We start from the raw sequence: 23,152 nt of genomic DNA, 5'->3' as shown, positions 1-23,152 counted from the left end.
ATCAAAATGAAGCGACTGCTGCTCGGCCTGTGCTTCGTGCTGCTGGAGGGCTGCGCGGCGCGCGCACCGCTACCGGCAACCACGTCAGCGCTGGACGTGCCGCTGCAGCTTCATGTGCAGCGCCGGGGCAGCGAGCCGGCGGACTGGTTGCTGGTGATCCAGCGCGAAGAAGCCGCTCTGCGCTGGTCGCTGCTCGATCCGCTGGGCATCCCGCTCGCGCGGCAACAATTGCGCGACGGCGACTGGCACACCGAGGGGCTGCTACGACCCAATCCAGAGGCGCGCGAACTGTTCGCCGCGCTGCTGTTCGCCTTGACCAGGCGCGACCAACTGGCCGCGCTGTATGGCGCCGCGGCCGAACAGTCCGGTCCTGGCGAGCGACAGCTGCGCCAGGCTGGCGGCGTGCGCTGGCAGGTACGCTATCGATCCGCACTGAGCTTCGAACTCGACGTGGCGCCGGGTCTGACCTATGGTGTCGCCCCCTTGCCCGATACGACCGGAAGCCAGCACTGATGACCGCCTACCTCAACGCCCTCGGCGTGATCTGTGCGCTCGGCAGCGGCAAGGCCGAGGTGGCATCGCGCCTGTTCGCTGGCGATACATCGGGCATGCAGGTTCACCCGCAGCCGGTGGCCGGCCGTCGACTGCCGGTGGGCGCGGTCCGCTGCGCACTGCCGGCGTTGCCCGACGACGACCCGCGTCATGCCACGCGCAACAATCAGCTGTTGCTGGCTGCCGTGCTGGAGATCGAAAGCGATATCCGCAAGGCCATCGCCCATTACGGCCAGAGTCGTATCGGCGTGGTGCTGGGCACCAGCACTACGGGTATTCAGGAAGCCTCGCAGGGCATCGCCGGGTTGCTACGCGAGGGTTCGTTTGCGCCCGGCTACCACTACGCGCATCAGGAACTGGCGGCACCGGCGAGCTTTCTGGGTGAGTGGCTGCAACTGGCCGGCCCCTGCTACTCCATTTCCACCGCCTGCACCTCCAGCGCCCGCGCGCTGCTCAGCGCCAAGCGCCTGCTCGACGCCGGCCTCTGCGATGCGGTGCTGTGTGGTGGTGTGGATAGCCTGAGTGACCTGACCCTGCAAGGCTTCACCGCACTGGAAGCTACCAGCGAGACGTTGTGCAATCCATTCTCGCGCAACCGCAACGGCATCAACATCGGTGAGGCAGCAGTGCTGTTCCTGATGACCCGCGATACCGACGGCGAAATCGGCATCGCCCTGCTCGGCGGCGGTGCCAGTTCCGACGCCCATCACATCTCCGCGCCCGATCCCGAGGGCCACGGCGCCCTGAGCGCGATGCGCCAGGCGCTGGCCCGCGCCAGCTGCACACCCGAGCAGATCGCGTACCTCAACCTGCACGGCACCGCCACGCCCCACAACGACGCCATGGAAAGCGCCGCCGTCGCCGCGCTGTTCCCCTTGGGCGTGGCCTGCTCATCGAGCAAGCCGCTGACCGGCCACACCCTCGGCGCCGCCGGTGCGCTGGAGGCGGCGTTCTGCTGGCTGTCGCTCTCGCCCCTCAACCCCGATCAGCAGCTGCCGCCGCACCGCTGGGATGGCGAGCCCGATCCGGCGTTGCCGGCATTGCAGCTGGTAGCAGTCGGTACGCGAATGAATCCAACAAGGCCGCGACGGATGATGAGCAATTCCTTCGCCTTCGGTGGCAACAACATCAGCCTGATTCTGGGGGATGCACCGTGATCGACTGGCCCATCGCCGAGCTGCTGCCGCACGCCGGCGACATGATCCTGCTCGACGGCGTCGAGCGTTTCGACGACGACAGTGTGGAAACCGTGCTGCAGGTGCGTGCCGACGGCCTGCTCAGCGCAGCCGACGGCAGCCTGCCAGCCTGGGTCGGCGTGGAGATCATGGCGCAGAGCGTCGCCGCGTTCGCCGGCTGCCATGCACGCCAGGCCGGCCAACCGGTGGAGCTGGGCTTTCTGCTCGGTACCCGTAGCTACCAGTGCAATGTCGAAGCGTTTCCGGTCGGCGCCGCCCTGCGCGTCCGTGCCCATCGCTCTCTGCAGGACGATAACGGCATGGGCGTCTTCGAATGTCATCTCGACGGGCCCGGCATCCATGCCGAGGCGCGCCTGAACGTGTTCCGCCCGCCCGAAGTGGCGAGTTACCTACAAGAGTCTGCCCCATGAGTGAAACCGTCCTCGTCACCGGCTCCAGCCGCGGCATCGGCCGCGCCATCGCGCTGCGCCTGGCCCAGGCTGGCCACGACATCGTGCTGCATTGCCGCTCGCGTCGCGATCAGGCCGAAGCGGTCCAGGCCGAGATACAGGCGATGGGTCGCAGCGCGCGCATCCTGCAGTTCGACATCGCCGAGCGCGCCGCCTGCCGGCGTGAGCTGGAAGCCGACGTCGAAGCGCATGGCGCGTACTACGGCGTGGTCTGCAATGCAGGCCTGACCCGCGACGGCGCCTTCCCGGCACTGAGCGACGACGACTGGGACCAGGTGCTGCGCACCAACCTGGACGGTTTCTACAACGTGCTGCAGCCGCTGACCATGCCGATGATCCGCCGCCGCCAGCCGGGGCGCATCGTCTGCATCACCTCCGTATCCGGCCTGATCGGCAACCGCGGCCAAGTCAACTACAGTGCATCGAAGGCCGGTGTGATCGGTGCGGCCAAGGCGCTGGCGGTGGAGCTGGGCAAGCGCAGAATCACCGTCAATTGCGTTGCGCCCGGGCTGATCGACACCGAGATGCTCGATGCCGAACTGCCCATCGAGGAAATGCTGAAGATGGTTCCAGCGCAGCGCATGGGCACGCCGGAAGAGGTCGCCGGTGCGGTGAATTTCCTCATGTCCGCCGAGGCGGCGTATATCACCCGGCAGGTCATCGCCGTCAACGGAGGGCTGTGCTGATGAGCGGCAGACGTGTAGTCGTCACCGGCATGGCCGGCATCACCTCGCTGGGCAGCGACTGGGCAAGCATCGAAGCTAATTTCAGCGCCAACCGCAGCGGCATCCGCCGCATGCATGAATGGGATCGCTTCACTGAACTGAACACCCGTCTGGCCGGCCCGGTGGACGACTTCAGTGTGCCGTCGCACTGGACGCGCAAGCAGCTGCGCAGCATGGGCCGAGTGTCGCGGCTGTCGGTGCTGGCCGCCGAGCGTGCGCTGGCCGATGCTGGCCTACTGGACGATGCCTCGATCCGTGACGGACGCATGGGCGTTGCCTGCGGTTCCTCCACCGGCAGCACCGAGGAGATCAAGGCATTCGGCAACATGCTGCTGAATTCGGTGGCCGACGGGCTGAATGCCAATTCCTACATCCGCATGATGCCGCACACCACCGCGGCCAATATCAGCATCTTCTTCGGCCTTACCGGTCGGGTGATCCCCACCTCCAGCGCCTGTACCAGCGGCAGCCAGGGCATCGGCTACGCCTACGAGGCGATCAAGTTCGGTCGCCTGCCGCTGATGCTGGCCGGCGGCGCCGAGGAACTCTGCGCCACCGAGGCCATGGTCTTCGACGCCCTCTACGCCACCAGCCTGAAGAACGACGCACCGCATACCTCGCCGCGCCCCTACGACAGCGACCGCGATGGCCTGGTGATCGGCGAAGGCGCCGGCATGCTGGTGCTCGAGGAGCTGGAGCATGCCCTGGCCCGCGGCGCGACGATTCACGCCGAACTGGTCGGCTTCGGCAGCAACGCCGACGGCCAGCATGCGACCAAGCCCGAGCAGCTGACCATGCGCCGGGCCATGGAGCTGGCCTTGGAAGATGCCGGACTCGCACCGACTGCCATCGGCTACGTGAATGGCCATGGCACCGCCACCGAGCAGGGCGACATCGCCGAAACCCACGCGACCCAGGCGCTGTTCGGCAGCGGCATGCCAATCAGCTCGCAGAAGTCCTATCTCGGCCACACCCTGGGCGCGTGCGGCGCGCTGGAATCCTGGTTCAGCATCGAGATGATGAACCGCGATCGCTATATCCATACGCTCAATCTGGATTCGGTCGACCCGCGCTGTGGCGAACTCGACTATCTGCAGGGCGCGCCGCGGGCCATGCAGCACGAATATGTAATGAACAACAATTTCGCCTTTGGCGGGATCAACACCTCGCTGATCTTCCGCCGCTGGGCCTGAGTTTCACCCACCAACCGCAAGGAAAAAGCCGATGAAAACAACCGCATGGATAGGCACAGCGCTGGCGCTTCTGGTGTTGCCGGGCATCAGCCAGGCCCGTGATACCACCCATTACCTGCCGTTCGACGCCGTCGTCGCCGAAGCCACCCAGTCCGGCCGGCTGGATGGCAGCGTCAAGTTCTATCTGGCCGGCAAGACGCCGAAGAATGCCAAGGTCGTGCGTAGCGGTGTTACCACCAGCAAGAAGACCAACGCCTTCAACAAGACCGACGAAGGCGCCTGCAGCTGGGCGCTGCAATCGGCGCTGATCGCCATGCAGCAGGCCGCCAAGGCTGCCGGCGCCAATGCGGTGGTGAACATCGTCAGCAACTACAAGCACGTCGAGTACAAGGACAGCCAGAAGTACGAATGCCATGCCGGCGCCATCATGGCTGGCGTCGCGATCAAGGCCGATCTGGCTAACGTGAAGTAAAAAAGTGCGGAGCGGCGCCTCCTCGGGAGGTGTCGTCTCGACGATCAACTGACTGCGCGGCGGAACGATCGAATCCGTCGACCAGTCCACCGAACAGAACGCGTCCACAGAGGAGACCGTCATGTTCGGCAAACCACACAGATTCGAAGTCAACTACATCTATCAGAACGATCCACGTGCCGAGATCGTCGAAGCGGAGACCGAACGCCTGTCGCAAGCCGACGCCGCGCGGCATCTCATCCAGTTACACAACGCCGACGCCGAGAACAGCCTGATCATGCCGAACGCCGATGCGGACGAGGCGCAACTGCGGGAACAGGCCGAAGTCCTGGGGATCACGGACATTCGCGTAACCCGACTAATCCATGAGCACGAGCCGGGCCATTACCAGCAGCCCTGAACGAAAAGGGCCGCGAGAGGCGGCCCATTTCGTAAAAGCGTGCGTCAGCGGTGATACTGCCCTGACAACTCGTGTACTGCCTCGATGAAGGCACCGGCGTGGGCTGGATCGACTTCCGGCGTAATGCCGTGGCCAAGGTTGAAGACGTGGCCATCGCCGTGGCCGAAGCTGGCGAGGATGCGGCCAACCTCGGCACGAATCGCCTCCGGCTTGGCATACAGCACGCTGGGGTCCATGTTGCCCTGCAGCGCGACCTTGTCACCGACCCGCGCACGGGCGCTGCCGATATCGCAGGTCCAGTCGAGCCCCAGCGCTTCGGCGCCGCTGTCGGCCATGGACTCGAGCCACAGTCCACCCCCCTTGGTGAACAGGATTACCGGCACACGGCGGCCATCGTGCTCGCGAATCAGACCGTCGACGATCTTCTGCATGTACGCAAGAGAGAACTCCTGGTAGGCCGCCGCCGACAGGCTGCCACCCCAGGAATCGAAAATCTGCACGGCCTGCGCGCCGGCGCGAATCTGCCCGTTGAGGTAGCTGGTGACGGCCTGTGCCAGCTTGTCGAGTAACGCATGCATCGCCGCGGGATCGCTGTAGAGCATCGCCTTGGACTTGCGAAAATCCTTCGACGAGCCGCCCTCGACCATGTAGGTCGCCAGCGTCCAGGGGCTGCCGGAAAAACCGATCAGCGGCACGCGACCGTTCAGCTCGCGGCGGATGGTACGCACCGCATCCATCACGTAACCCAGATCCTTGTCCGGATCGGGGATCGGCAGCGCTTCGATATCAGCGGCACTGCTGACCACTTTCTTGAAGCGCGGCCCCTCGCCAGTCTCGAAGTACAGGCCAAGACCCATGGCGTCCGGCACGGTGAGAATATCGGAAAAGAGAATCGCGGCATCCAGCGGATAGCGGTCCAACGGCTGCAGGGTGACCTCGCACGCCAGTTCCGGATTCATGCACAAGCTCATGAAGTCACCGGCCTTGGCACGACTGGCGCGGTATTCCGGCAGGTAACGGCCAGCCTGGCGCATCATCCACACGGGGGTGACATCCACCGGCTGCTTGAGCAAGGCACGAAGGAAGCGGTCGTTCTTCAAGGCGGTCATGGCAGGGTCCCAGCAAAAAAGTGCCGTGCATTGTCGCAAAGCGGAAAACAAAAGGCACGGCGAGCACCGTGCCTTTTCTCTATGGTCTTGATTCAGGTCAGGCGGCCCGGAACGCCTAGAGCGTCCCGGAAATCCGCGGTCAGACGCCGAGGTAATCCATGATGCCTTCGGCAGCCTGGCGGCCTTCGTAGATCGCCGTCACCACTAGGTCGGAGCCACGGACCATATCGCCACCCGCGAAGATCTTCGGGTTGGCGGTCTGGTGCTTGAACTCGCCGACCGCCGGTGCCACCACGCGACCTTGATTGTCGAGCTGAACGCCCTGCGCCTCGAACCACGGCGCCGGACTCGGGCGGAAGCCGAAGGCGATCACCACGGCGTCGGCCGGCAGCACCTGCTCCGAACCGGGGATCGGCTCGGGACTGCGGCGACCTCGCGCGTCCGGTGCGCCGAGACGTGTCTCGACTACCTTGACGCCCTCCACTTTGCCTTCGCCCACGATCGCGATCGGCTGACGGTTGAAGAGGAACTTCACGCCCTCTTCCTTGGCGTTCTTCACCTCGCGGCGCGAGCCCGGCATGTTCGCTGCGTCGCGGCGATAGGCACAGGTGACGCTCTTGGCGCCCTGGCGAATGGAGGTGCGATTGCAGTCCATCGCAGTGTCGCCACCGCCGAGTACCACCACCTTCTTGCCTTTCATGTCGATGAAGTCTTCGGCCGACTTCTCGAAACCGAGGTTGCGGTTGACGTTGGCAATGAGGAAATCCAGCGCGTCATGCACGCCCGGCAGGTCCTCGCCGGGGAAACCGCCCTTCATGTAGGTGTAGGTACCCATGCCCATGAACACGGCATCGTAGTCGGCCAGCAACTGCTCGATGGTTACGTCCTTGCCCACCTCGGTGTTGAGGCGGAACTCGACGCCCATACCGCTGAAGACCTCGCGGCGGCGGCTGAGCACGCTCTTCTCCAGCTTGAACTCGGGGATGCCGAAGGTCAGCAGGCCACCGATTTCCGGATTCCTATCGAACACCACCGGGGTCACGCCGTTGCGCACCAGGACGTCGGCACAGCCGAGACCAGCGGGACCGGCGCCGATGATGGCGACCTTCTTGCCGGTCGGTTTGACCTTGGACATGTCCGGACGCCAGCCCATGGCAAAAGCGGTATCGGCGATGTACTTCTCCACCGAGCCAATAGTCACCGCACCGAAACCGTCGTTCAGCGTACAGGCACCCTCGCACAGGCGATCCTGCGGGCAAACCCGACCGCAGACTTCCGGCAGAGTGTTGGTCTGATGCGCCAGCTCAGCAGCCGCGAGGATGTTGCCCTCGGATACCAGCTTGAGCCAGTTGGGAATGTAGTTGTGGACCGGGCACTTCCATTCGCAATAGGGATTGCCGCAGCCCAGGCAGCGATGCGCCTGCTCGCAGGCCTGCTGCGGCTTGAAGGGTTCGTAGATCTCGACGAACTCCTTCTTGCGCTGGCGCAGCAGCTTCTTCTTCGGATCCTTGCGCCCGACCTCGATGAACTGGAAGTCGTTATTCAGACGTTCAGTCATTTCAAAACCTCGTAACGGCAGCCGCGGACAGCAAACTCCGAGCTGCAGGCAAAGCACGGTAGAACGGCAGCGCCCCTATCTTCGGAGCCATGCCGTCCATGGCAGTTTTTATTGCGGGTTCGCCCGGGTGCTCGACAACAGCGACGCCAGGTTGGCCGCCTTCGGCTTGACCAGCCAGAAGCGACGCAGGTAATCGTCGAGATTCTCCAGCAACTCGCCCCCCCAGGCACTGCCTGTTTCCTTCACATATTCGCGCAGGACGACCTGCAGGTGACTGCGATAGGCCTCCATCGCCTCACCGGTGATCCGTTGCAGGTTCACCAGCTCGTTGTTCACGCGATCGATGAAGCTGTTGTCCATGTCGAGCACGTAAGCGAAACCGCCAGTCATGCCGGAACCGAAGTTCGAACCGGTCTTGCCCAGCACGCAGACGAAACCACCGGTCATGTACTCGCAGCAATGATCGCCAGTGCCTTCCACCACCGCGTGGGCACCGGAGTTGCGCACCGCAAAACGCTCGCCCGCGGTACCGGCAGCAAGCAGCTTGCCGCCTGTTGCACCGTATAGGCAGGTATTGCCGAGAATGGCGGTGTCCTGCGAAGCGTAGCTGCTGCCTTTCGGCGGAGTGATCACCAGCTTGCCGCCGGTCATGCCCTTGCCCACGTAGTCGTTGGCGTCGCCTTCGAGATACAGGTTGAGTCCACCGGCGTTCCACACGCCGAAGCTCTGCCCTGCGGTGCCCGTGAAGCGGAAGGTGATCGGCGCATCGACCATACCCTGGTTGCCGTGCAGGCGAGCAATTTCACCCGACACCCGCGCCCCGATGGAACGGTCGCAGTTGCAGATTTCCAGTTCGAACTCGCCGCCGCTCTTGGTGTCGATGGCGCCTTTGGCAAGCTTGACCATTTCCTCGGCCAGCAGGCCCTGGTCGAACGGCGGGTTCTTCTCCACCTCGCAGAACTGCGGTTTGTCGGCGGCGATATTGCTGCCGCCGAGCAGCGGCGTCAGGTCGAGGTTGTTCTGCTTGGCGGTATCGCCCGGCAGCACTTCGAGCAGATCGGTACGGCCGATCAGCTCGCCGAGGCTGCGCACGCCCAGCTTGGCCAGCCACTCGCGGGTTTCCTCGGCGACGAACTGGAAGAAGTTGACCACCATATCGACGGTGCCGATGAAATGATCCTTGCGCAGCTGCTCGTTCTGCGTCGCGACACCGGTGGCGCAATTGTTCAGATGGCAGATACGCAGGTATTTGCAGCCCAGCGCGATCATCGGCGCGGTGCCGAAGCCGAAGCTCTCCGCGCCGAGGATCGCGGCCTTGATCACGTCCAGCCCGGTCTTCAGGCCACCATCGGTCTGCACCCGCACCTTGCCGCGCAGATCATTGCCGCGCAGGGTCTGATGGGTCTCGGCCAGACCGAGCTCCCACGGCGAGCCGGCATAGCGGATCGAAGTGAGCGGCGAGGCACCGGTACCGCCGTCATAGCCGGAGATGGTGATCAGGTCCGCGTAGGCTTTGGCCACACCGGCGGCGATGGTGCCGACACCCGGCTCGGCCACCAGCTTGACCGACACCAGCGCCTGCGGGTTGACCTGTTTGAGGTCGAAGATCAGCTGAGCCAGATCCTCGATGGAATAGATGTCGTGGTGCGGTGGTGGCGAGATCAGCGTCACGCCGGGTACTGCGTAGCGCAGGCGGGCGATCAGGCCGTTGACCTTGCCGCCGGGCAGCTGCCCGCCTTCACCGGGCTTGGCGCCCTGCGCCACCTTGATCTGCAGCACTTCGGCGTTGACCAGATACTCCGGAGTTACACCGAAGCGGCCGGTTGCGACCTGCTTGATCTTCGAGCTGCGCTCGGTGCCGTAGCGCGCCGGATCTTCACCACCCTCACCGGAGTTCGAGCGCGCGCCGATGCGGTTCATCGCCGCGGCGATCGCCTCGTGGGCCTCGGGCGATAGCGCGCCCAGGGAGATACCAGCAGAGTCGAACCGCTTCAGGATCGAGTCCAGGGGCTCGACTTCTTCCAACGCTAGCGGCTGCTCGGCCAGCTTCACATTCAGCAGGTCGCGAAGCATCGACACTGGACGCCGGTCAACCAGCGCGCTGTATTCCTTGAAGCGGCTGTAGTCGCCTGACTGCACGGCCGCCTGCAGCGCGCCGACCACGTCCGGATTGTAGGCATGGTACTCGCCACCGTAGACGAACTTCAGCAACCCGCCCTGCTGGATGGCCTTGCGATTGTTCCACGCTTCGGCGGCGAGTGCCTTCTGCTCGGCCTCGAGATCGACGAAGCGCGCGCCCTTGATCCGGCTGGCCACGCCACGGAAGCTCAGGTCAACCACCTCGTCGGACAGGCCGATAGCCTCGAACAGCTGCGCGCCCCGGTAGGAAGCGATGGTCGAGATGCCCATCTTCGAGATGATCTTCAGCAAGCCCTTGGAGATGCCCTTGCGGTAGTGCTTGAACACCTCGTAGAGATCGCCCAGCACCTCGCCGGTGCGGATCAGATCACCCAGCACTTCGTAGGCGAGGAACGGGTACACCGCCGTGGCGCCAAAGCCGATCAGCACCGCAAAATGATGTGGATCGCGTGCGGTGGCGGTTTCCACCAGGATGTTGCAGTCGCAGCGCAGGCCGGTTTCGACCAGGCGATGATGCACCGCGCCAACCGCCAGCGATGCATGTACCGGCAGCTTGCCCGGAGCGATATGGCGGTCGCTGAGCACCAGCAGCACCTTGCCAGCGCGTACGGCTTCCTCGGCCTGATCGGCCAGGTTGCGCACCGCTGCCTCGAGTCCGAGGCTTTCGTCGTAGTTCAGGTCAAAAACGTGGCGCTCGAAGCCGGGGCGATCGAGCTCCATGATGCTCCGCCACTTGGCGGGCGAGATCACCGGCGTGGTCAGGATCGCGCGGTTGGCGTGCTCCGCCGTTTCCTCGAAGACGTTGCGCTCGGCACCCAGGCAGGTTTCGAGCGACATCACGATGGCTTCGCGCAGCGGATCGATTGGCGGGTTGGTCACCTGAGCGAACTGCTGCCGGAAGTAGTCGTACGGCGACCGCACGCGCCGCGACAGTACCGCCATGGGCGTATCGTCACCCATCGAGCCGACCGCCTCCTGGCCTTGTTCCGCCAGCGGGCGCAGCACTTGATCACGCTCCTCGAAGGTGACCTGGAACATCTTCATGTACTGTTTGAGCTGATCGACGTCATAGAACGCCGAGCCGTGGTCATTGTCGTCGAGCGTCGACTGAATTCGCAGTGCGTTTCCACGCAGCCATTTTTTATAGGGCTGCTGCGACTTCAGGCGGTTGTCGATATCGCTGGTATGCAGGACTTGGCCGGTGTGAGTATCGACGGCGAGAATCTGTCCGGGGCCGACACGCCCCTTGGCGATGACATCTTCCGGCTTGTAGTCCCACACGCCGACTTCGGATGCCAGCGTGATGTAGCCGTTCTTGGTAGTCACCCAGCGAGCCGGCCGCAGACCGTTGCGATCGAGCAAGCACACCGCGTGGCGGCCGTCGGTCAGCACAACGCCAGCCGGGCCATCCCATGGCTCCATATGCATGGAATTGTATTCGTAGAACGCCCGCAGATCGGCGTCCATGGTTTCAACGTTCTGCCAGGCCGGCGGAATGATCATGCGCAGGCCACGAAACAGATCCATGCCACCGGTAACCAGAAGCTCAAGCATGTTGTCCATGCTGGACGAGTCGGAACCAGCACGATTGACTAGGGGCGCCAGGCTTTCCAGATCGGGGAGCAGATCGTTGCTGAACTTCAGGCGGCGCGCCTGTGCCCAGTTGCGGTTGCCGGTGATGGTGTTGATCTCGCCATTATGGGCGAGAAAGCGGAACGGCTGAGCCAGCGGCCATTGCGGCATGGTGTTGGTAGAAAAGCGCTGGTGAAACACGCAGATCGCGGTGGCCAGGCGCTCGTCGCCTAGTTCCGGATAGAACTGCGCCAGGTCGGCCGGCATCATCAGACCTTTGTAGATGATGTCCTTGTCCGACAGGCTGCAGACATAGAACTCCCGGTCATTCGCCAGGGCGACCTCCGCCCGGCGACGGGCGAAGAATAGCTGGATGCCGAAATCGCGCTCGGACAGGCCTTCGCCAGAAACAAAGATCTGTTCAATGCGCGGCAGGCGTTCCAGCGCAAGTTTTCCCAGCACGCTGGTGTCGACGGGAACTTCCCGCCAGCCCACAAGAGTCAAACCCGCGGCCGCGACCTCTTCATTGAGGCGGGCACGAGCAGCCTCGGCTTTGCCGGCATCTTGGCTGAGAAAGATCATGCCCACCGCATACTGAGCCGGAAGCTCAGCAGCAAAATGCTGGCGGGCCATCGCGCGGAGGAAGGTGTCCGGCTTTTGCATCAAAAGACCGCAGCCGTCACCCGTCTTGCCGTCAGCATTGATGCCGCCGCGGTGGGTCATGCACGTAAGGGATGCAATCGCAGTCTTTAGCAGGTGATGGCTTGCCTCGCCCTGCATGTGGGCAATCAGGCCGAAACCGCAGTTATCCTTGAACTCTTCAGGACGAAACAGACCTGCTCTCATAGGCACTCCACCAGCTAAATGCGTTGTAAATCAACCCCTTATTGACGGAGCGGAACAAAGCCCCGTCATTCACGCGGGCAAAAGGGGGAGCAGTTTACAAAGCAACGGCGGAACGACACAATTTATTTTTGCAAGCCCCAATTCGGTGCATTGCGCACTTTTTTGGGGCATTTTGTAAAAATTAACGCATCTCTTGCTGAATAGTGCCAAGGCTGCGCACCCAAGGCTTGCCCGACTGTAAAGCCGGCGGCAGCTCCTTGGTAGCCGCAACTGCTGCGCTGCGGTTAGTGAAGTTGCCGTAGGTCACCACATAGAGCGGCTTCCCCTGGTGCTGCTTGACGAAGTAGCGGTAGTCAGCACCGTACTTGGCCACCACTGCCTGCGCGCTTTTCTCGCTTCGAGTGCCGAGAATCTGCACCAGATAATTGGACGCAGACTGGCTAGCGTACCAGCCACTAGCTGTTGTCGCTTTCGGCGCGATGGCAGGCGTAGGCGCCGGCGATGCAACCGGCTTTCGTACCTGTTCAACTGGAGCTACGGGCTCGGGAGCACGTGTAACCTCTGGAGCCAGTGTTGCCAACGGCCGCGGTGGCGGCACCGACTCCACGGCAACAGGCTCTTCCTCGGCAGCAGCGACAGGCGACACCGGCGGCAATGCCTGACCGCCCGAATCATCCTCTTCACCACCGGCCGCTGCGGCCAATGGCTCACGAATCACCGGCTGAGCGTCACCAGCCAATGGCAGCGACGAAGGACGATCAGCGCCATCGAACTCGATCGCAGCTCCGGTCTCGCGAGTGGTCACCGGTGCACCAGCTATATCCCCCCCCAAAGGAAGCGAGCTGCTGGTCGGCGTTGCCGGCTCCTGATCGCCGCCGCGAAACAACACTGCCAGCCCGACAGCAGCAATTATTGCCGCGACTGCCAACAGGTGCCTTGTTGGAAGGGGCAAGAACAAGCTTCCGGTTCGCCTGCGCGTGCCAGCGGCTTGCATAGCGGCAAGCAGCTCCTCGCGTGCAAAGGCATTGATCGCGCCGGGCCAGCCACCCGACAGATCATGGATACGGCCGACCTGTTCTTCATTGAGACACTCCAGCCCGCCGCCTGCCCCCTCGAGGCGCTGGCCAAGGTACTCCCGTGTCTCATCCTCTTCATAAGGTCGCAGTGCTATGACGTGATAGCGCTCCTCGCCCGAGCCATCGCTTAGCGCTTCCAGGCGACCGACGAGTGTTGGATCACCAAACAGAAACACATGGGGGCGTGCCTCAGGGTTTCCCGCAGCAAAGCGCAACAGGGTTTCGATGGCAGCCCCCGTCAGGCGCTCCGCGTCATCGACCAAGAGATAAACCTCTTGCCCTGTGAGTGCCAACTGGACGATTTGCGCCATTATCGCGTCAAAGTCACTCGCCACGACGTTCAGCGCCTGCGCTACCTGCTGTAACACCGCAGCAGCATCGACGGTCCCCTGAGGCGTGATCACTACACTCTGCACGGACTGCTTGTTGCTACTGGCGACTAACGCCTGTCGCAACAGCGTTTTGCCGCTGCCCTCCGGGCCAGTGACCACGAGCAACAGCTGACTATAACGAGCCAGGTGATGAAGCTGCCCCAGCACCGGCTTGCGCTGCGCAGGAAAGAATTTGAACCCCGGAACGCGGGCTGCAAAAGGATCATGACTGAAACCGTAATGATTCAGAAACGAGTCGTCTGCAGACAAACTGGTCATGGAAATTTTCTTACGCTCCTAGTTTTTGCGTCAGCGCCTGGTAATCAACACACAACGTGGATTCCAGTGCCTCCCGGGCGAAATCACCAGTAACGACAGCCTCACCGATTCCCTTGAGCAAAACCAACCGCAGCTTGCCGTCTAGCACTTTCTTGTCGACCGCCATGTGCTCCAGAAAATTCGCCACCGTCATGTCCGCCGGGGGCACGACCGGCAGCCCCGCGCGTACGAGCAAGCGTATGGCTCGGTCTCGCTCGGCAGGTTGAAGCCAGCCCAGCTGGCAAGACATCTCCATCGCCATCACCGTACCGGCCGCCACCGCCTCACCATGCAACCAGACGCCGTAGCCCTGGTGCGTCTCGATGGCATGCCCGAAGGTATGACCTAGATTCAGGATGGCGCGGACGCCAGATTCACGCTCGTCCTGCGCCACAACCTTAGCCTTGGCCGCGCAGGAGCGATGAATGGCTTCGGTCAGCGCCATGTTATCCAATCCGCGCAAACGGTCGACATTGGTTTCGAGCCATCCAAGAAACGCCGCATCGCAGATCAGCCCGTACTTGATGACTTCCGCGAGCCCTGCAGAAAGCTCTCGCGGCGGTAAGGTATCCAGAGTAGCAGTGTCGATCACGACGGCGCGCGGCTGGTAGAACGCACCAATCATGTTCTTGCCCAGCGGATGATTGATGCCGGTCTTGCCTCCTACCGAAGAGTCGACCTGAGATAGCAACGTCGTCGGCACCTGGATGAAATCGACGCCGCGCTGATAACTAGCCGCAGCAAACCCAGCCATATCGCCGATCACCCCCCCCCCAAGCGCAATCACGGTAGTGTGCCGATCATGTCTAGCGCCCAACAGAGCATCGAAGATCAGCTGGAGCGTTTGCCAACTTTTATAAGCTTCACCATCAGGGAGAACAATCGGGGTGACCGAGTAGCTACCAAGCGTACGAGTAAGCCTCTCGAGGTAGAGCGGCGCAACGGTTTCATTGGTAACAATGGCCACTTGCTTGCCACGGATACGATTGGAAAATAGCTCTACGCTATCAAGTAGCCGCTCGCCAATGTGAATTGGATAGCTACGTTCGCCGAGATTGACCTGGAGTGTCTGCATGGAGCCCCCACGGAAAAAGGAGGCTAGGATAGCGTAGTTTTATCGCGGCTATCACGAGGGGAAAGCGCTTGGAGCTTATCGAGAATCTCCATCACCACTAAACGCGGCGGACGCTCGTCTGTTTCGACGACGATATCAGCGATCTGGCGATACAACGGATCACGGACCGCCATGAGACTTTCCAGCACCTGGCGGGGATCAACCGCCTGAAGCAGGGGACGATTGCGGTCTCGCGACGTCCTCTCCAGCTGCTGCTGGACGGAAGTGCACAGATAAACAACCTGTCCCCCGGCGCGCAAAGCGCTACGATTATCCTCTCGCAACACCGCGCCCCCCCCCGTTGCCAGCACAACACCATCCAGAGTGCAGAGATCCGCGATAACGGCATGTTCGCGTTCGCGAAAGCCGCCCTCCCCCTCCACATCGAAGATAAGCGGGATGCTGGCACCGGTCCGCAGTTCGATCTCCTTATCGGAGTCTTTGAACGGTACGCGCAGCTCTTTGGCTAGCAAACGCCCGATGGTGCTCTTACCTGCCCCCATCGGGCCTACGAGGATTAGATTCTGCATTCACTACGCTAGCGGCTGACTTGAATCGCCTGATTATTCATGATCCGCGGCGTGATGAATACCAGCAATTCGGACTTACGATCTTGGACGAGGTCGCGTCGGAACAAACGCCCCAAGAACGGAAGATCACCAAGAAATGGCACCTTATCCACCGACTTACTCTGAGTATTAGAGAACACGCCACCAATTACAATTGTCTCACCATCAGTCACCAGTACCTTCGCATTGACCTCATTCTTCCGAATAGCCGGAACACCTGTTGTCGCAGCTTGCGAGAAATCCGGCTCATCCTTGGTAACTTTAACTTCCATGATGATGCGATTATCTGGAGTGATTTGCGGGGTGACCTCCAGTGACAAGGCAGCTTCCTTAAAGGAGGTACTCGTCGCGCCACTTGAGCTAGCTTCCTGGTAAGGAACCTCAGATCCTTTTAATATTTTCGCAGTTTCCTTGTCAGAGGTGACAACCTTCGGCTGAGAAACAACTTCACCATTACCGGTTTTTTCCATCGCCGAAAGCTGGAGGTCAAGGATCGCGTTATCTGTAACAAAGCCCAAACCAATCCCTGCGGTAGAACCCACTGCGCCCATATCAACAAATGGAGTATTCATAGGCCAGGTAATTTGCTGTCCTCCATCATCGGCATCTTCGATGTCCAAGTTACCGTTCTTACCCCACGCACTCCACTTATCGCCAGCACCAATATTACCGCCCCAACGCACACCTAAACTCTTGTCATAATCGACGTTTGCTTCAACAATACGCGCCTCGATCATTACCTGGCGCACTGGAATATCAAGTTGCGCAACGATGCGTCGAAGCTCATCCAATCGATCTTGCGTCTGATAGGCAATAATATTATTAGTACGATCATCTACTGCTATTGATCCACGCTCCTCAGTTGCACCGTCACTGTCAGTGACTGATTGGAACAAACGAGCGATATCAGCAGCTTTAGCATAATTAACCTGCACCACCTCACGACGCAAAGGAGCAAGCTCGGCGATCTGCCGCTGCGACTCCAGCTCTTGGCGCTCGCGCGCAGCGATCTCATCGGCCGGCGCAACCAGCAACACATTGCCCACCTGACGCTTATCCAACCCCTTGGTTTTCAGGACAAGATCCAGCGCCTGATCCCAAGGCACATTTTGCAGACGAAGCGTGATATTCCCTTGTACCGTATCGCTTGCGACCAAATTGAGGTCGGTGAAGTCCGCGATCAGCTGCAGCACCGAACGAACATCGATATCTTGGAAGTTAAGCGATAGCTTTTCGCCTGAATAGGCGAAACGCTCTGTCTTGCGCTGCTCCGCCTCGTCCTCACTCAAGGGCTTGATGCTGATAGTGAGCTTGTCGTCTGTTTGATAAGCCAAATAATCGTAACGACCGGTCGGTTCGATAGCGATACTCGCACCACCGTCTTGGCTAGATGCATCGACAAACTTCACCGGAGTCGCGAAATCTTGAACATCCAGCCGGACCCTAAGAGACTCCGGCAGCTGCGTTTTAGCAAACGAAACGCGGATCTTTCCACCCTGCTCTTCAATGCTGGAGCTAACCGACGGGTCGGAAAGAGTGATGATCACGTTGCCTGCGCCATCATCCCCACGGCGAAAATCGATGTTGCTTATTGCTTTACCAACCACCAGCGACTTCGACTGAGCTGGACTGGCCACTGGCGCAGGAGTGGCGGAACTAACCGAAGCAGCCGATTCTCCAAGGACGACAAACAAATTGCTTCCCTCAACTCGCGTCGAGTAAGGCACAAGCGTAGTGAGATTCACAATCAGGCGAGTACGCCCCTGCGCCTCAACGACAGTGACGCTTCGCGCATTGCCGACGCCCAGTTCACGATTCTTTACCCCCAGCTTGTTGGACACTCCTGGCAGATCCAGAGCAATGCGTGCCGGCTGTTCCAACGTGTAGCCATGCGGCTTGCTGACCGGCTCATCGAATGCGAGCTTGAGTTCAACACGATCACCAGGGAGCGAAGCAACATCCAGAGCATTCAGGTTGGCAGCCAGCAATGCCGGCGATGCCAACAGCGCCAGGAATGCGACACTAAAGCGGGAGATGGTGGTATTCATAGAGTTCTTCCGTTGTGCAGACCGGTACAGGTTTTCCATTCTTATTGCCCCGCGCTCAAGTGCGCTCTTTCAAAGTCAAACTGCGCGGGCGCTCCAACCACCCACCCTCCCCATCCGGGACGATTTCCACCACCTCAACCTCGGCGTCGCTGATGTCGACGATACGGCCGTGATTGCGCCCAAGATAATCGCCAATCTTGACCCGATGAACACCATCCCCACCTCTCACCAACGCGAATCTACCGCCGCCGTTCGCCAGAGTACCGACCATCACGAAGTTCTCGATATTGAATCCTTCGAGAAACTGTTTTACGCGGGTCTCGTCAGGACGTATGTCCTTGGTGCCTTTTTCCCTCTGCGCTAGATCTATTTTCACTGGAGGCTGGAAGGGGTGTCGAAGGGCCGCAGCGCTATAGGTGAAAGCCTCGTAAGGCACGAATGCCGGAAGCGGCTCGATTGTCCCCTTTGGTCGCGCGCGAACATCATCAAGATGCTGCTGCAGATCAGAGAAATCTGAACTACCCCCGCAACCGCTCAACATCGCAAGAGTCAAGCCCAACGCGGCAAAACGGGCTTTTTTCATTTCTGCAGCCCCTTGTCGTTATACCGATACGTCTTAGCCACAATGCTCATACGCAACTTATTAGACGTATCCATTTTGTCGGTCTTAATCTCGAAATCGTGCAACGTTACAATCCGCGGCAAACTGGCCACACCACTAACAAACGTCGCAAGGTCGTGATATCCACCAACTACCTTTATCTGGATCGGCAGCTCGATATAAAACTGCTGGACTACTTCCGGCTGAAGCTTGATTTCTTCAAACTCCAAACCACTCCCGAGTCCGGTGCGCGTAATGTCTTCCAGCAGTCCCGGAACCTCAGTATCGCTGGGCAGCTGCCGAAGTAGCGCACCGAAAGACGTTTCCATCTCGGCCATTTGCTCTTTATAGGCCTCAAGATTCGCAGCCTGAAACGCTTTTGTGGAAAACTGCTGTTTCAGCGTTTCCTCTTGCGCGCGCTGCTGGTCTAGCGTGGCCTGCAGATCCTTCAGATGAAAGTAATACCCTAGCGCCAGCACCACAGACAGCAGCAATGCCGATGCGATTACCTTTACCGGGCCCGGCCACGAGCCGAGATTATTAAGGTCCAGATCGGCCAGATCGACCTTGCGTAAACTTTCCAGAGAATCAGCCAGACTCATGGCTTACTTCCTTCCGTAGAGATGCCCGGCTGCGTCTGTTGCACCGTGAGCTGGAACACGTTCTCCTGATCAACCGCACCGGCCGTGACCGCTTTTACCTCGGTGAGGTTGGGCGCCTCCAGCCATTCCGATCCATCGAGATTACGCATCAGGTTAGATACCCGATTGTTCGATTCGGCAGCCCCGACAATCGCGATGGTCTTGCCAGTCATCTTCAAACCCGTGAAGTAGACGCCGTCGGGTAACGTGCGCACCAGCTGATCGAATACTCGCCCGATGATGGGACGATTACCTTGCAGGTCCTGAATGATTTTCATGCGTTCAAGAAGTTGCTGTCGCCGCTCTTTCAGCTCCTTGATCTCTTTGATTCGCGCGTCGAGCACCGCGATTTCCTTGCGGACGAAGTCGTTACGAGCGTTCTGCTGCTCGATCGCACCCTCGAAATATCGGTCGCCGAGAAAGACAATGCCCCCCGCCACCAGAAGCACGCCCGCGAGAGTTGCCAGGAATCGCTGCTTGCGCTCTTCGCGCAGTTGTTCGCGCCACGGTAGAAGATTGATACGCGCCATCAGTCGAAACTCCTCAACGCCAAACCACACGCAATCATCAGCGCCGGCGCGTCACTGGCCAGCGCACCGGCGTTGACCTTGTTGCTCAGAGACATGTCGGCAAAAGGATTGGCGACTAACGTTTGCGTGCCTATTTTCTGCTGGATTAGGCGATCCAGCCCCGGCAGCGATGCCGTTCCGCCGGCTAGCAGGATATGATCCACGTCATGGAACTGCCCTGCAGCAAAGAAGAACTGCAGAGAGCGCGATACCTGCTGTACGACAGCTTCTTTGAACGGTTGCAGAACCTCGCTGTCGTAGTCATCTGGAAGACCACCCTGCTTCTTAGCCAGCCCTGCTTCTTCAACAGACAGCCCGTAGCGACGCTGAATTTCTTCAGTCAGCTGACGCCCACCAAAAAGCTGTTCTCGGGTATAGATGGTGCGACCATTATGCAGCACGCTCAGTGTCGTCATGGTGGCGCCGATATCCACAACGGCAACCGTCAATTCGTCTTGGCCCGAAGCAAGCAAAGGAGCGAGAAGCCCGTAGGAACGCTCCAGAGCATAGGCTTCAACATCCACCACCTTGGCCGTCAACCCAGCCAACGCGAGCGCGGCCTCGCGAATCTCGACATTCTCCTTACGGCAAGCTGCAAGAAGCACCTCCACGCGACCTGGCGTGCGCGGAGCCGGCCCTTGCACTTCGAAATCGATCGCCACCTCTTCGAGTGGATAAGGAATGTACTGATCAGCCTCGATCTTCAGCTGATTTTCCAGCTCATCGTCCGACAACCCCGCGTCCATCTCGATACTTTTGGTGATCACCGCAGAGCCGGATACGGCCACCGCAGCCAGCTTGCTATTTACCTTGGCCCTAGCGACCACGCGTTGCAATGCCTGACCCACGCCCTCGAGTTCGACGATGTTCTTTTCGACGACGGCATTCGGCGGCAATGGCTCGACGGCATAAGCCTCGACCCGGTAACGACTACCCGATCGACTTAATTCGAGGAGCTTGACTGAGGTCGAACTAATGTCGATCCCAAGTAGCGTGTTCGCTTTCTTCGTGAAGAGCCCTAGCACGGCCAATTTCCTATCTTATCCGCGACTTACGGATTAATTATGGTTATCCACATTAGATTACAGCCTTGACAGAAGCGCAAATGGCTAGTCGGCAAAAAAACCGCTTATAATGTGATCGGTTTTCCCCTTTCAGCATCGCCTGCGGCGCCCTCCCCTAATTCCGGATTCCAAGAACCCCGATGCGCTTTCTGAAGTTTTTCTTCTGGTCTTGCTTTGCAATTTTTTGCGCACTAGCACTGAGCCTGAGCGGTGCATTTTTGTACCTGAGCCCGAGCCTGCCCTCCGTCGATTCTTTACGAAGTATCCAGCTCCAGATACCGCTGCGGGTTTACAGCGCCGATGACAAGCTAATCGCAGAGTTCGGGGAGATGCGCCGATCCCCCATCCGTTTCGAAGAAATCCCCGCCGATTTCATACAAGCCTTGCTCGCCGCCGAGGATGACAATTTCGCGAACCATTATGGCGTCGACATCACGGGCTTGATGCGCGCTGCCGCGCAATTATTGAAAAGTGGCCACATTCAGACCGGCGGCAGCACGATCACCATGCAGGTGGCCAAAAATTACTTTCTCACCAGCGAGCGAAGCTTCTCACGCAAGATAAGCGAAATACTCCTGGCCCTGCAGATCGAGCGCGAACTGACCAAGAACGACATTCTTGAACTGTATGTCAACAAGATCTACCTAGGCCACCGCGCTTATGGCGTCGAGGCTGCAGCACAAGTCTATTACGGCAAGTCGATCAGCGACCTCAGCCTTGCGCAGAAGGCGATGATCGCGGGCCTCCCGAAGGCTCCCTCAGCATTCAACCCGCTGGTCAATCCGACTCGCAGCAAGGAGCGGCGCGACTGGATTCTAGGCCGTATGTACAAGCTAGGCTCGATAGACGAAGCGAGTTTTCAGCTGGCCATTCAGGAGCCTGAAACGGCGCGTTATCACGGTGCGTCACCCGAGCTGGATGCCGCATACATAGCCGAAATGGCCCGCGCGGAAATGGTAGGTCGTTTTGGTAGCGCAGCCTACACCGATGGTTTCCGCGTCTACACCACTGTCACAAGCGAACGGCAGCAGTCTGCGAACATTGCACTTCTTGAAGGACTACTGGAGTACGACCAGCGCCACGGCTACCGCGGCCCGGAGGCTCGATTCGCAAACAGCTCGCGTGACGAGTGGCTGGAGGAACTAGCACAACGGCGACCACTTTCCGGCCTGCTGCCCGCGATCGTCAGCGAGGTTGAAAGCGACGAGATCAAGGTGTTGTTCCGTGACGGTACCGAACACTCCATCGTATGGGACGACATGAAATGGGCGCGCCCCTTCCTCGCCACCAACAGCCTAGGGCCTCGCCCACAGCGCCCTGCCGACATCGTCGCCCGCGGAGACCTGATTCGCGTCCGCTGGAAAGACGAAACTGCACACTTCAGTCAGGTCCCGCTGGCCCAGGCAGCGCTGGTGTCGCTAGATCCGGACGACGGGTCCATCGAGGCTCTTGCCGGTGGTTTCTCGTTCGGCCAGAGCAAGTACAACCGCGCCATCCAAGCCAAACGGCAGCCCGGGTCGAGTTTCAAACCCTTCATCTATAGCGCTGCCCTCGATGCAGGCTATACTGCCGCCACTCTCGTCAACGATTCGCCCATCGTCTTCGTCGAGGAAGGAATGGACCGCATCTGGCGACCGAAGAATGACACCAACACCTTCCTTGGCCCCATCCGCATGCGCGAGGCGCTATACAAGTCGCGCAACCTCGTGTCGATCCGGCTGCTGCAGACCATCGGCATCGACTACACCATCGACTACATCAGCCGCTTTGGCTTCCAACCCCAGGATTTGCCAAGGAACCTGTCACTGGCTCTCGGCACCGCGACACTCACCCCGATGGAAATTGCGACTGGCTGGACCGCGTTCGCCAATGGCGGCTACAAGATCGAGCCCTACCTCATTCAGCGCATCGAGGACCGCGAAGGAAAGCTGCTTTTCACCGCCAATCCCTCTCGCGTACCAAACGAGGAAACGCCCTCCAGCGTGACGGACGCTGCGGTTGAAACACAGCAACAAACCCCGCGCGTCGCCGAACAGATCATCGACGAGCGTACGGCATACATCATGACGAGCATGCTGCAGGACGTGATCAAGCTCGGTACCGGGCGGCGCGCACTATCGCTCGGACGACAGGATCTTGCCGGAAAGACCGGTACCACCAACGACTCAATTGACAGCTGGTTCTCCGGCTATAACAGGGACCTTGTAACCACCGTCTGGGCCGGCTTCGATCAGCCACAGAGCCTTGGCCGCCACGAATACGGCGGCACGGTGGCGCTGCCTATCTGGATGAAATACATGGCAGCAGTACTCGAGGGCCACCCAGAACATCCACCCGCCGAACCCGAAGGACTGCTGACGCTGCGCGTCGACCCACAAAGTGGCCGCGCCGCGACGCCGGATACGCCGAACGCATATTTCGAGCTGTTCAAGAGTGAAGACTCACCACCGCCGATGAGCGAACATGAGTCCGGCGTGCAGATACCCGGCAGCCCGCTTCCTGCCAACGAAGCGGCGCCCATCGACTTGTTCTAGCTACACGCGAGCCCTGCGCGCCTTTCAAGAGGCACC

General features: G+C 60.4%; 19 protein-coding genes. 8 read left to right on the top strand and 11 right to left on the bottom strand.

Annotated features, from left to right (window positions below; genetic code table 11):
• The first annotated feature begins 6 nt into the window (after positions 1 to 6).
• The 7 genes from N8H22_RS13190 (at position 7) to N8H22_RS13160 (ending at position 4,987) form a co-directional block, all read left to right on the top strand.
• Positions 7 to 513, top strand: coding sequence for a DUF3261 domain-containing protein (locus N8H22_RS13190; protein ID WP_264590970.1), 507 nt, complete (start codon positions 7 to 9; stop codon positions 511 to 513).
• Positions 513 to 1,709 (top strand): beta-ketoacyl-[acyl-carrier-protein] synthase family protein, encoded by a 1,197-nt coding sequence (locus tag N8H22_RS13185; protein WP_264590969.1) that lies wholly within the window; start codon positions 513 to 515, stop codon positions 1,707 to 1,709. Before N8H22_RS13190 ends, N8H22_RS13185 begins: the two co-directional genes overlap by 1 nt.
• Positions 1,706 to 2,158, top strand: a complete 453-nt coding sequence (locus tag N8H22_RS13180) for a hotdog family protein (RefSeq protein WP_264590968.1) — start codon at positions 1,706 to 1,708, stop codon at positions 2,156 to 2,158. Before N8H22_RS13185 ends, N8H22_RS13180 begins: the two co-directional genes overlap by 4 nt.
• Positions 2,155 to 2,883, top strand: a complete 729-nt coding sequence (gene fabG / locus N8H22_RS13175; RefSeq protein ID WP_264590967.1) for a 3-oxoacyl-ACP reductase FabG — start codon at positions 2,155 to 2,157, stop codon at positions 2,881 to 2,883. The genes N8H22_RS13180 and fabG overlap by 4 nt, the downstream gene beginning before the upstream one ends.
• Positions 2,883 to 4,115, top strand: coding sequence for a beta-ketoacyl-ACP synthase (locus N8H22_RS13170; RefSeq protein ID WP_264590966.1), 1,233 nt, complete (start codon positions 2,883 to 2,885; stop codon positions 4,113 to 4,115). Before fabG ends, N8H22_RS13170 begins: the two co-directional genes overlap by 1 nt.
• A 31-nt stretch (positions 4,116 to 4,146) precedes the next feature.
• Entirely contained in the window at positions 4,147 to 4,587 is a 441-nt protein-coding gene (locus tag N8H22_RS13165) for an excinuclease (RefSeq protein ID WP_264590965.1), read from the top strand.
• Between the two features lie 121 nt (positions 4,588 to 4,708).
• Positions 4,709 to 4,987, top strand: coding sequence for a hypothetical protein (locus N8H22_RS13160; RefSeq protein ID WP_264590964.1), 279 nt, complete (start codon positions 4,709 to 4,711; stop codon positions 4,985 to 4,987).
• Positions 4,988 to 5,031: 44 nt separating this feature from the next.
• Here the strand turns inward: N8H22_RS13160 and hemE are convergent, their stop codons facing one another.
• The 11 genes from hemE to N8H22_RS13105 form a co-directional block, all read right to left on the bottom strand.
• Positions 5,032 to 6,096: a uroporphyrinogen decarboxylase gene (gene hemE, locus N8H22_RS13155; protein ID WP_264590963.1), complete on the bottom strand. Its 1,065-nt coding sequence runs from the start codon at positions 6,094 to 6,096 to the stop codon at positions 5,032 to 5,034.
• 139 nt (positions 6,097 to 6,235) lie between these two features.
• Complete coding sequence (locus N8H22_RS13150) at positions 6,236 to 7,654, bottom strand: FAD-dependent oxidoreductase (protein WP_264590962.1); 1,419 nt, start codon at positions 7,652 to 7,654, stop codon at positions 6,236 to 6,238.
• A 108-nt stretch (positions 7,655 to 7,762) separates the two neighbouring features.
• Entirely contained in the window at positions 7,763 to 12,211 is a 4,449-nt protein-coding gene (gene gltB / locus N8H22_RS13145; protein ID WP_264590961.1) for a glutamate synthase large subunit, read from the bottom strand.
• A 181-nt stretch (positions 12,212 to 12,392) separates the two neighbouring features.
• A complete protein-coding gene (locus tag N8H22_RS13140; RefSeq protein WP_264590960.1) occupies positions 12,393 to 13,937 on the bottom strand; it encodes an AAA family ATPase in 1,545 nt (514 codons plus the stop codon).
• A 10-nt stretch (positions 13,938 to 13,947) separates the two neighbouring features.
• Entirely contained in the window at positions 13,948 to 15,051 is a 1,104-nt protein-coding gene (gene aroB, locus N8H22_RS13135; protein WP_264590959.1) for a 3-dehydroquinate synthase, read from the bottom strand.
• Between the two features lie 23 nt (positions 15,052 to 15,074).
• Positions 15,075 to 15,620, bottom strand: coding sequence for a shikimate kinase AroK (gene aroK / locus N8H22_RS13130; RefSeq protein WP_264590958.1), 546 nt, complete (start codon positions 15,618 to 15,620; stop codon positions 15,075 to 15,077).
• Positions 15,621 to 15,628: 8 nt separating this feature from the next.
• Positions 15,629 to 17,707 (bottom strand): type IV pilus secretin PilQ, encoded by a 2,079-nt coding sequence (gene pilQ, locus N8H22_RS13125; RefSeq protein ID WP_264590957.1) that lies wholly within the window; start codon positions 17,705 to 17,707, stop codon positions 15,629 to 15,631.
• Positions 17,708 to 17,762: 55 nt separating this feature from the next.
• On the bottom strand, positions 17,763 to 18,290 hold the full coding sequence (pilP, locus tag N8H22_RS13120) for a type 4a pilus biogenesis lipoprotein PilP (RefSeq protein ID WP_264590956.1): 528 nt from the start codon (positions 18,288 to 18,290) through the stop codon (positions 17,763 to 17,765).
• A complete protein-coding gene (pilO, locus tag N8H22_RS13115) occupies positions 18,287 to 18,910 on the bottom strand; it encodes a type 4a pilus biogenesis protein PilO (protein WP_264590955.1) in 624 nt (207 codons plus the stop codon). The genes pilP and pilO overlap by 4 nt, the downstream gene beginning before the upstream one ends.
• Positions 18,907 to 19,479 (bottom strand): type 4a pilus biogenesis protein PilN, encoded by a 573-nt coding sequence (pilN, locus tag N8H22_RS13110; protein ID WP_264590954.1) that lies wholly within the window; start codon positions 19,477 to 19,479, stop codon positions 18,907 to 18,909. The genes pilO and pilN overlap by 4 nt, the downstream gene beginning before the upstream one ends.
• A complete protein-coding gene (locus N8H22_RS13105; protein ID WP_264590953.1) occupies positions 19,479 to 20,543 on the bottom strand; it encodes a pilus assembly protein PilM in 1,065 nt (354 codons plus the stop codon). The genes pilN and N8H22_RS13105 overlap by 1 nt, the downstream gene beginning before the upstream one ends.
• Before the next feature lie 179 nt (positions 20,544 to 20,722).
• Here N8H22_RS13105 and N8H22_RS13100 point away from each other — a divergent pair, with 179 nt between their 5' ends.
• Entirely contained in the window at positions 20,723 to 23,116 is a 2,394-nt protein-coding gene (locus tag N8H22_RS13100; protein WP_264590952.1) for a penicillin-binding protein 1A, read from the top strand.
• Positions 23,117 to 23,152: the final 36 nt, after the last annotated feature.

The organism is Stutzerimonas sp. S1, from assembly GCF_025966695.1.
Lineage (GTDB): Bacteria > Pseudomonadota > Gammaproteobacteria > Pseudomonadales > Pseudomonadaceae > Stutzerimonas.
Note: the sequence above shows the minus strand (reverse complement) of the source record. Positions and strands in the feature narration are given on the sequence as shown.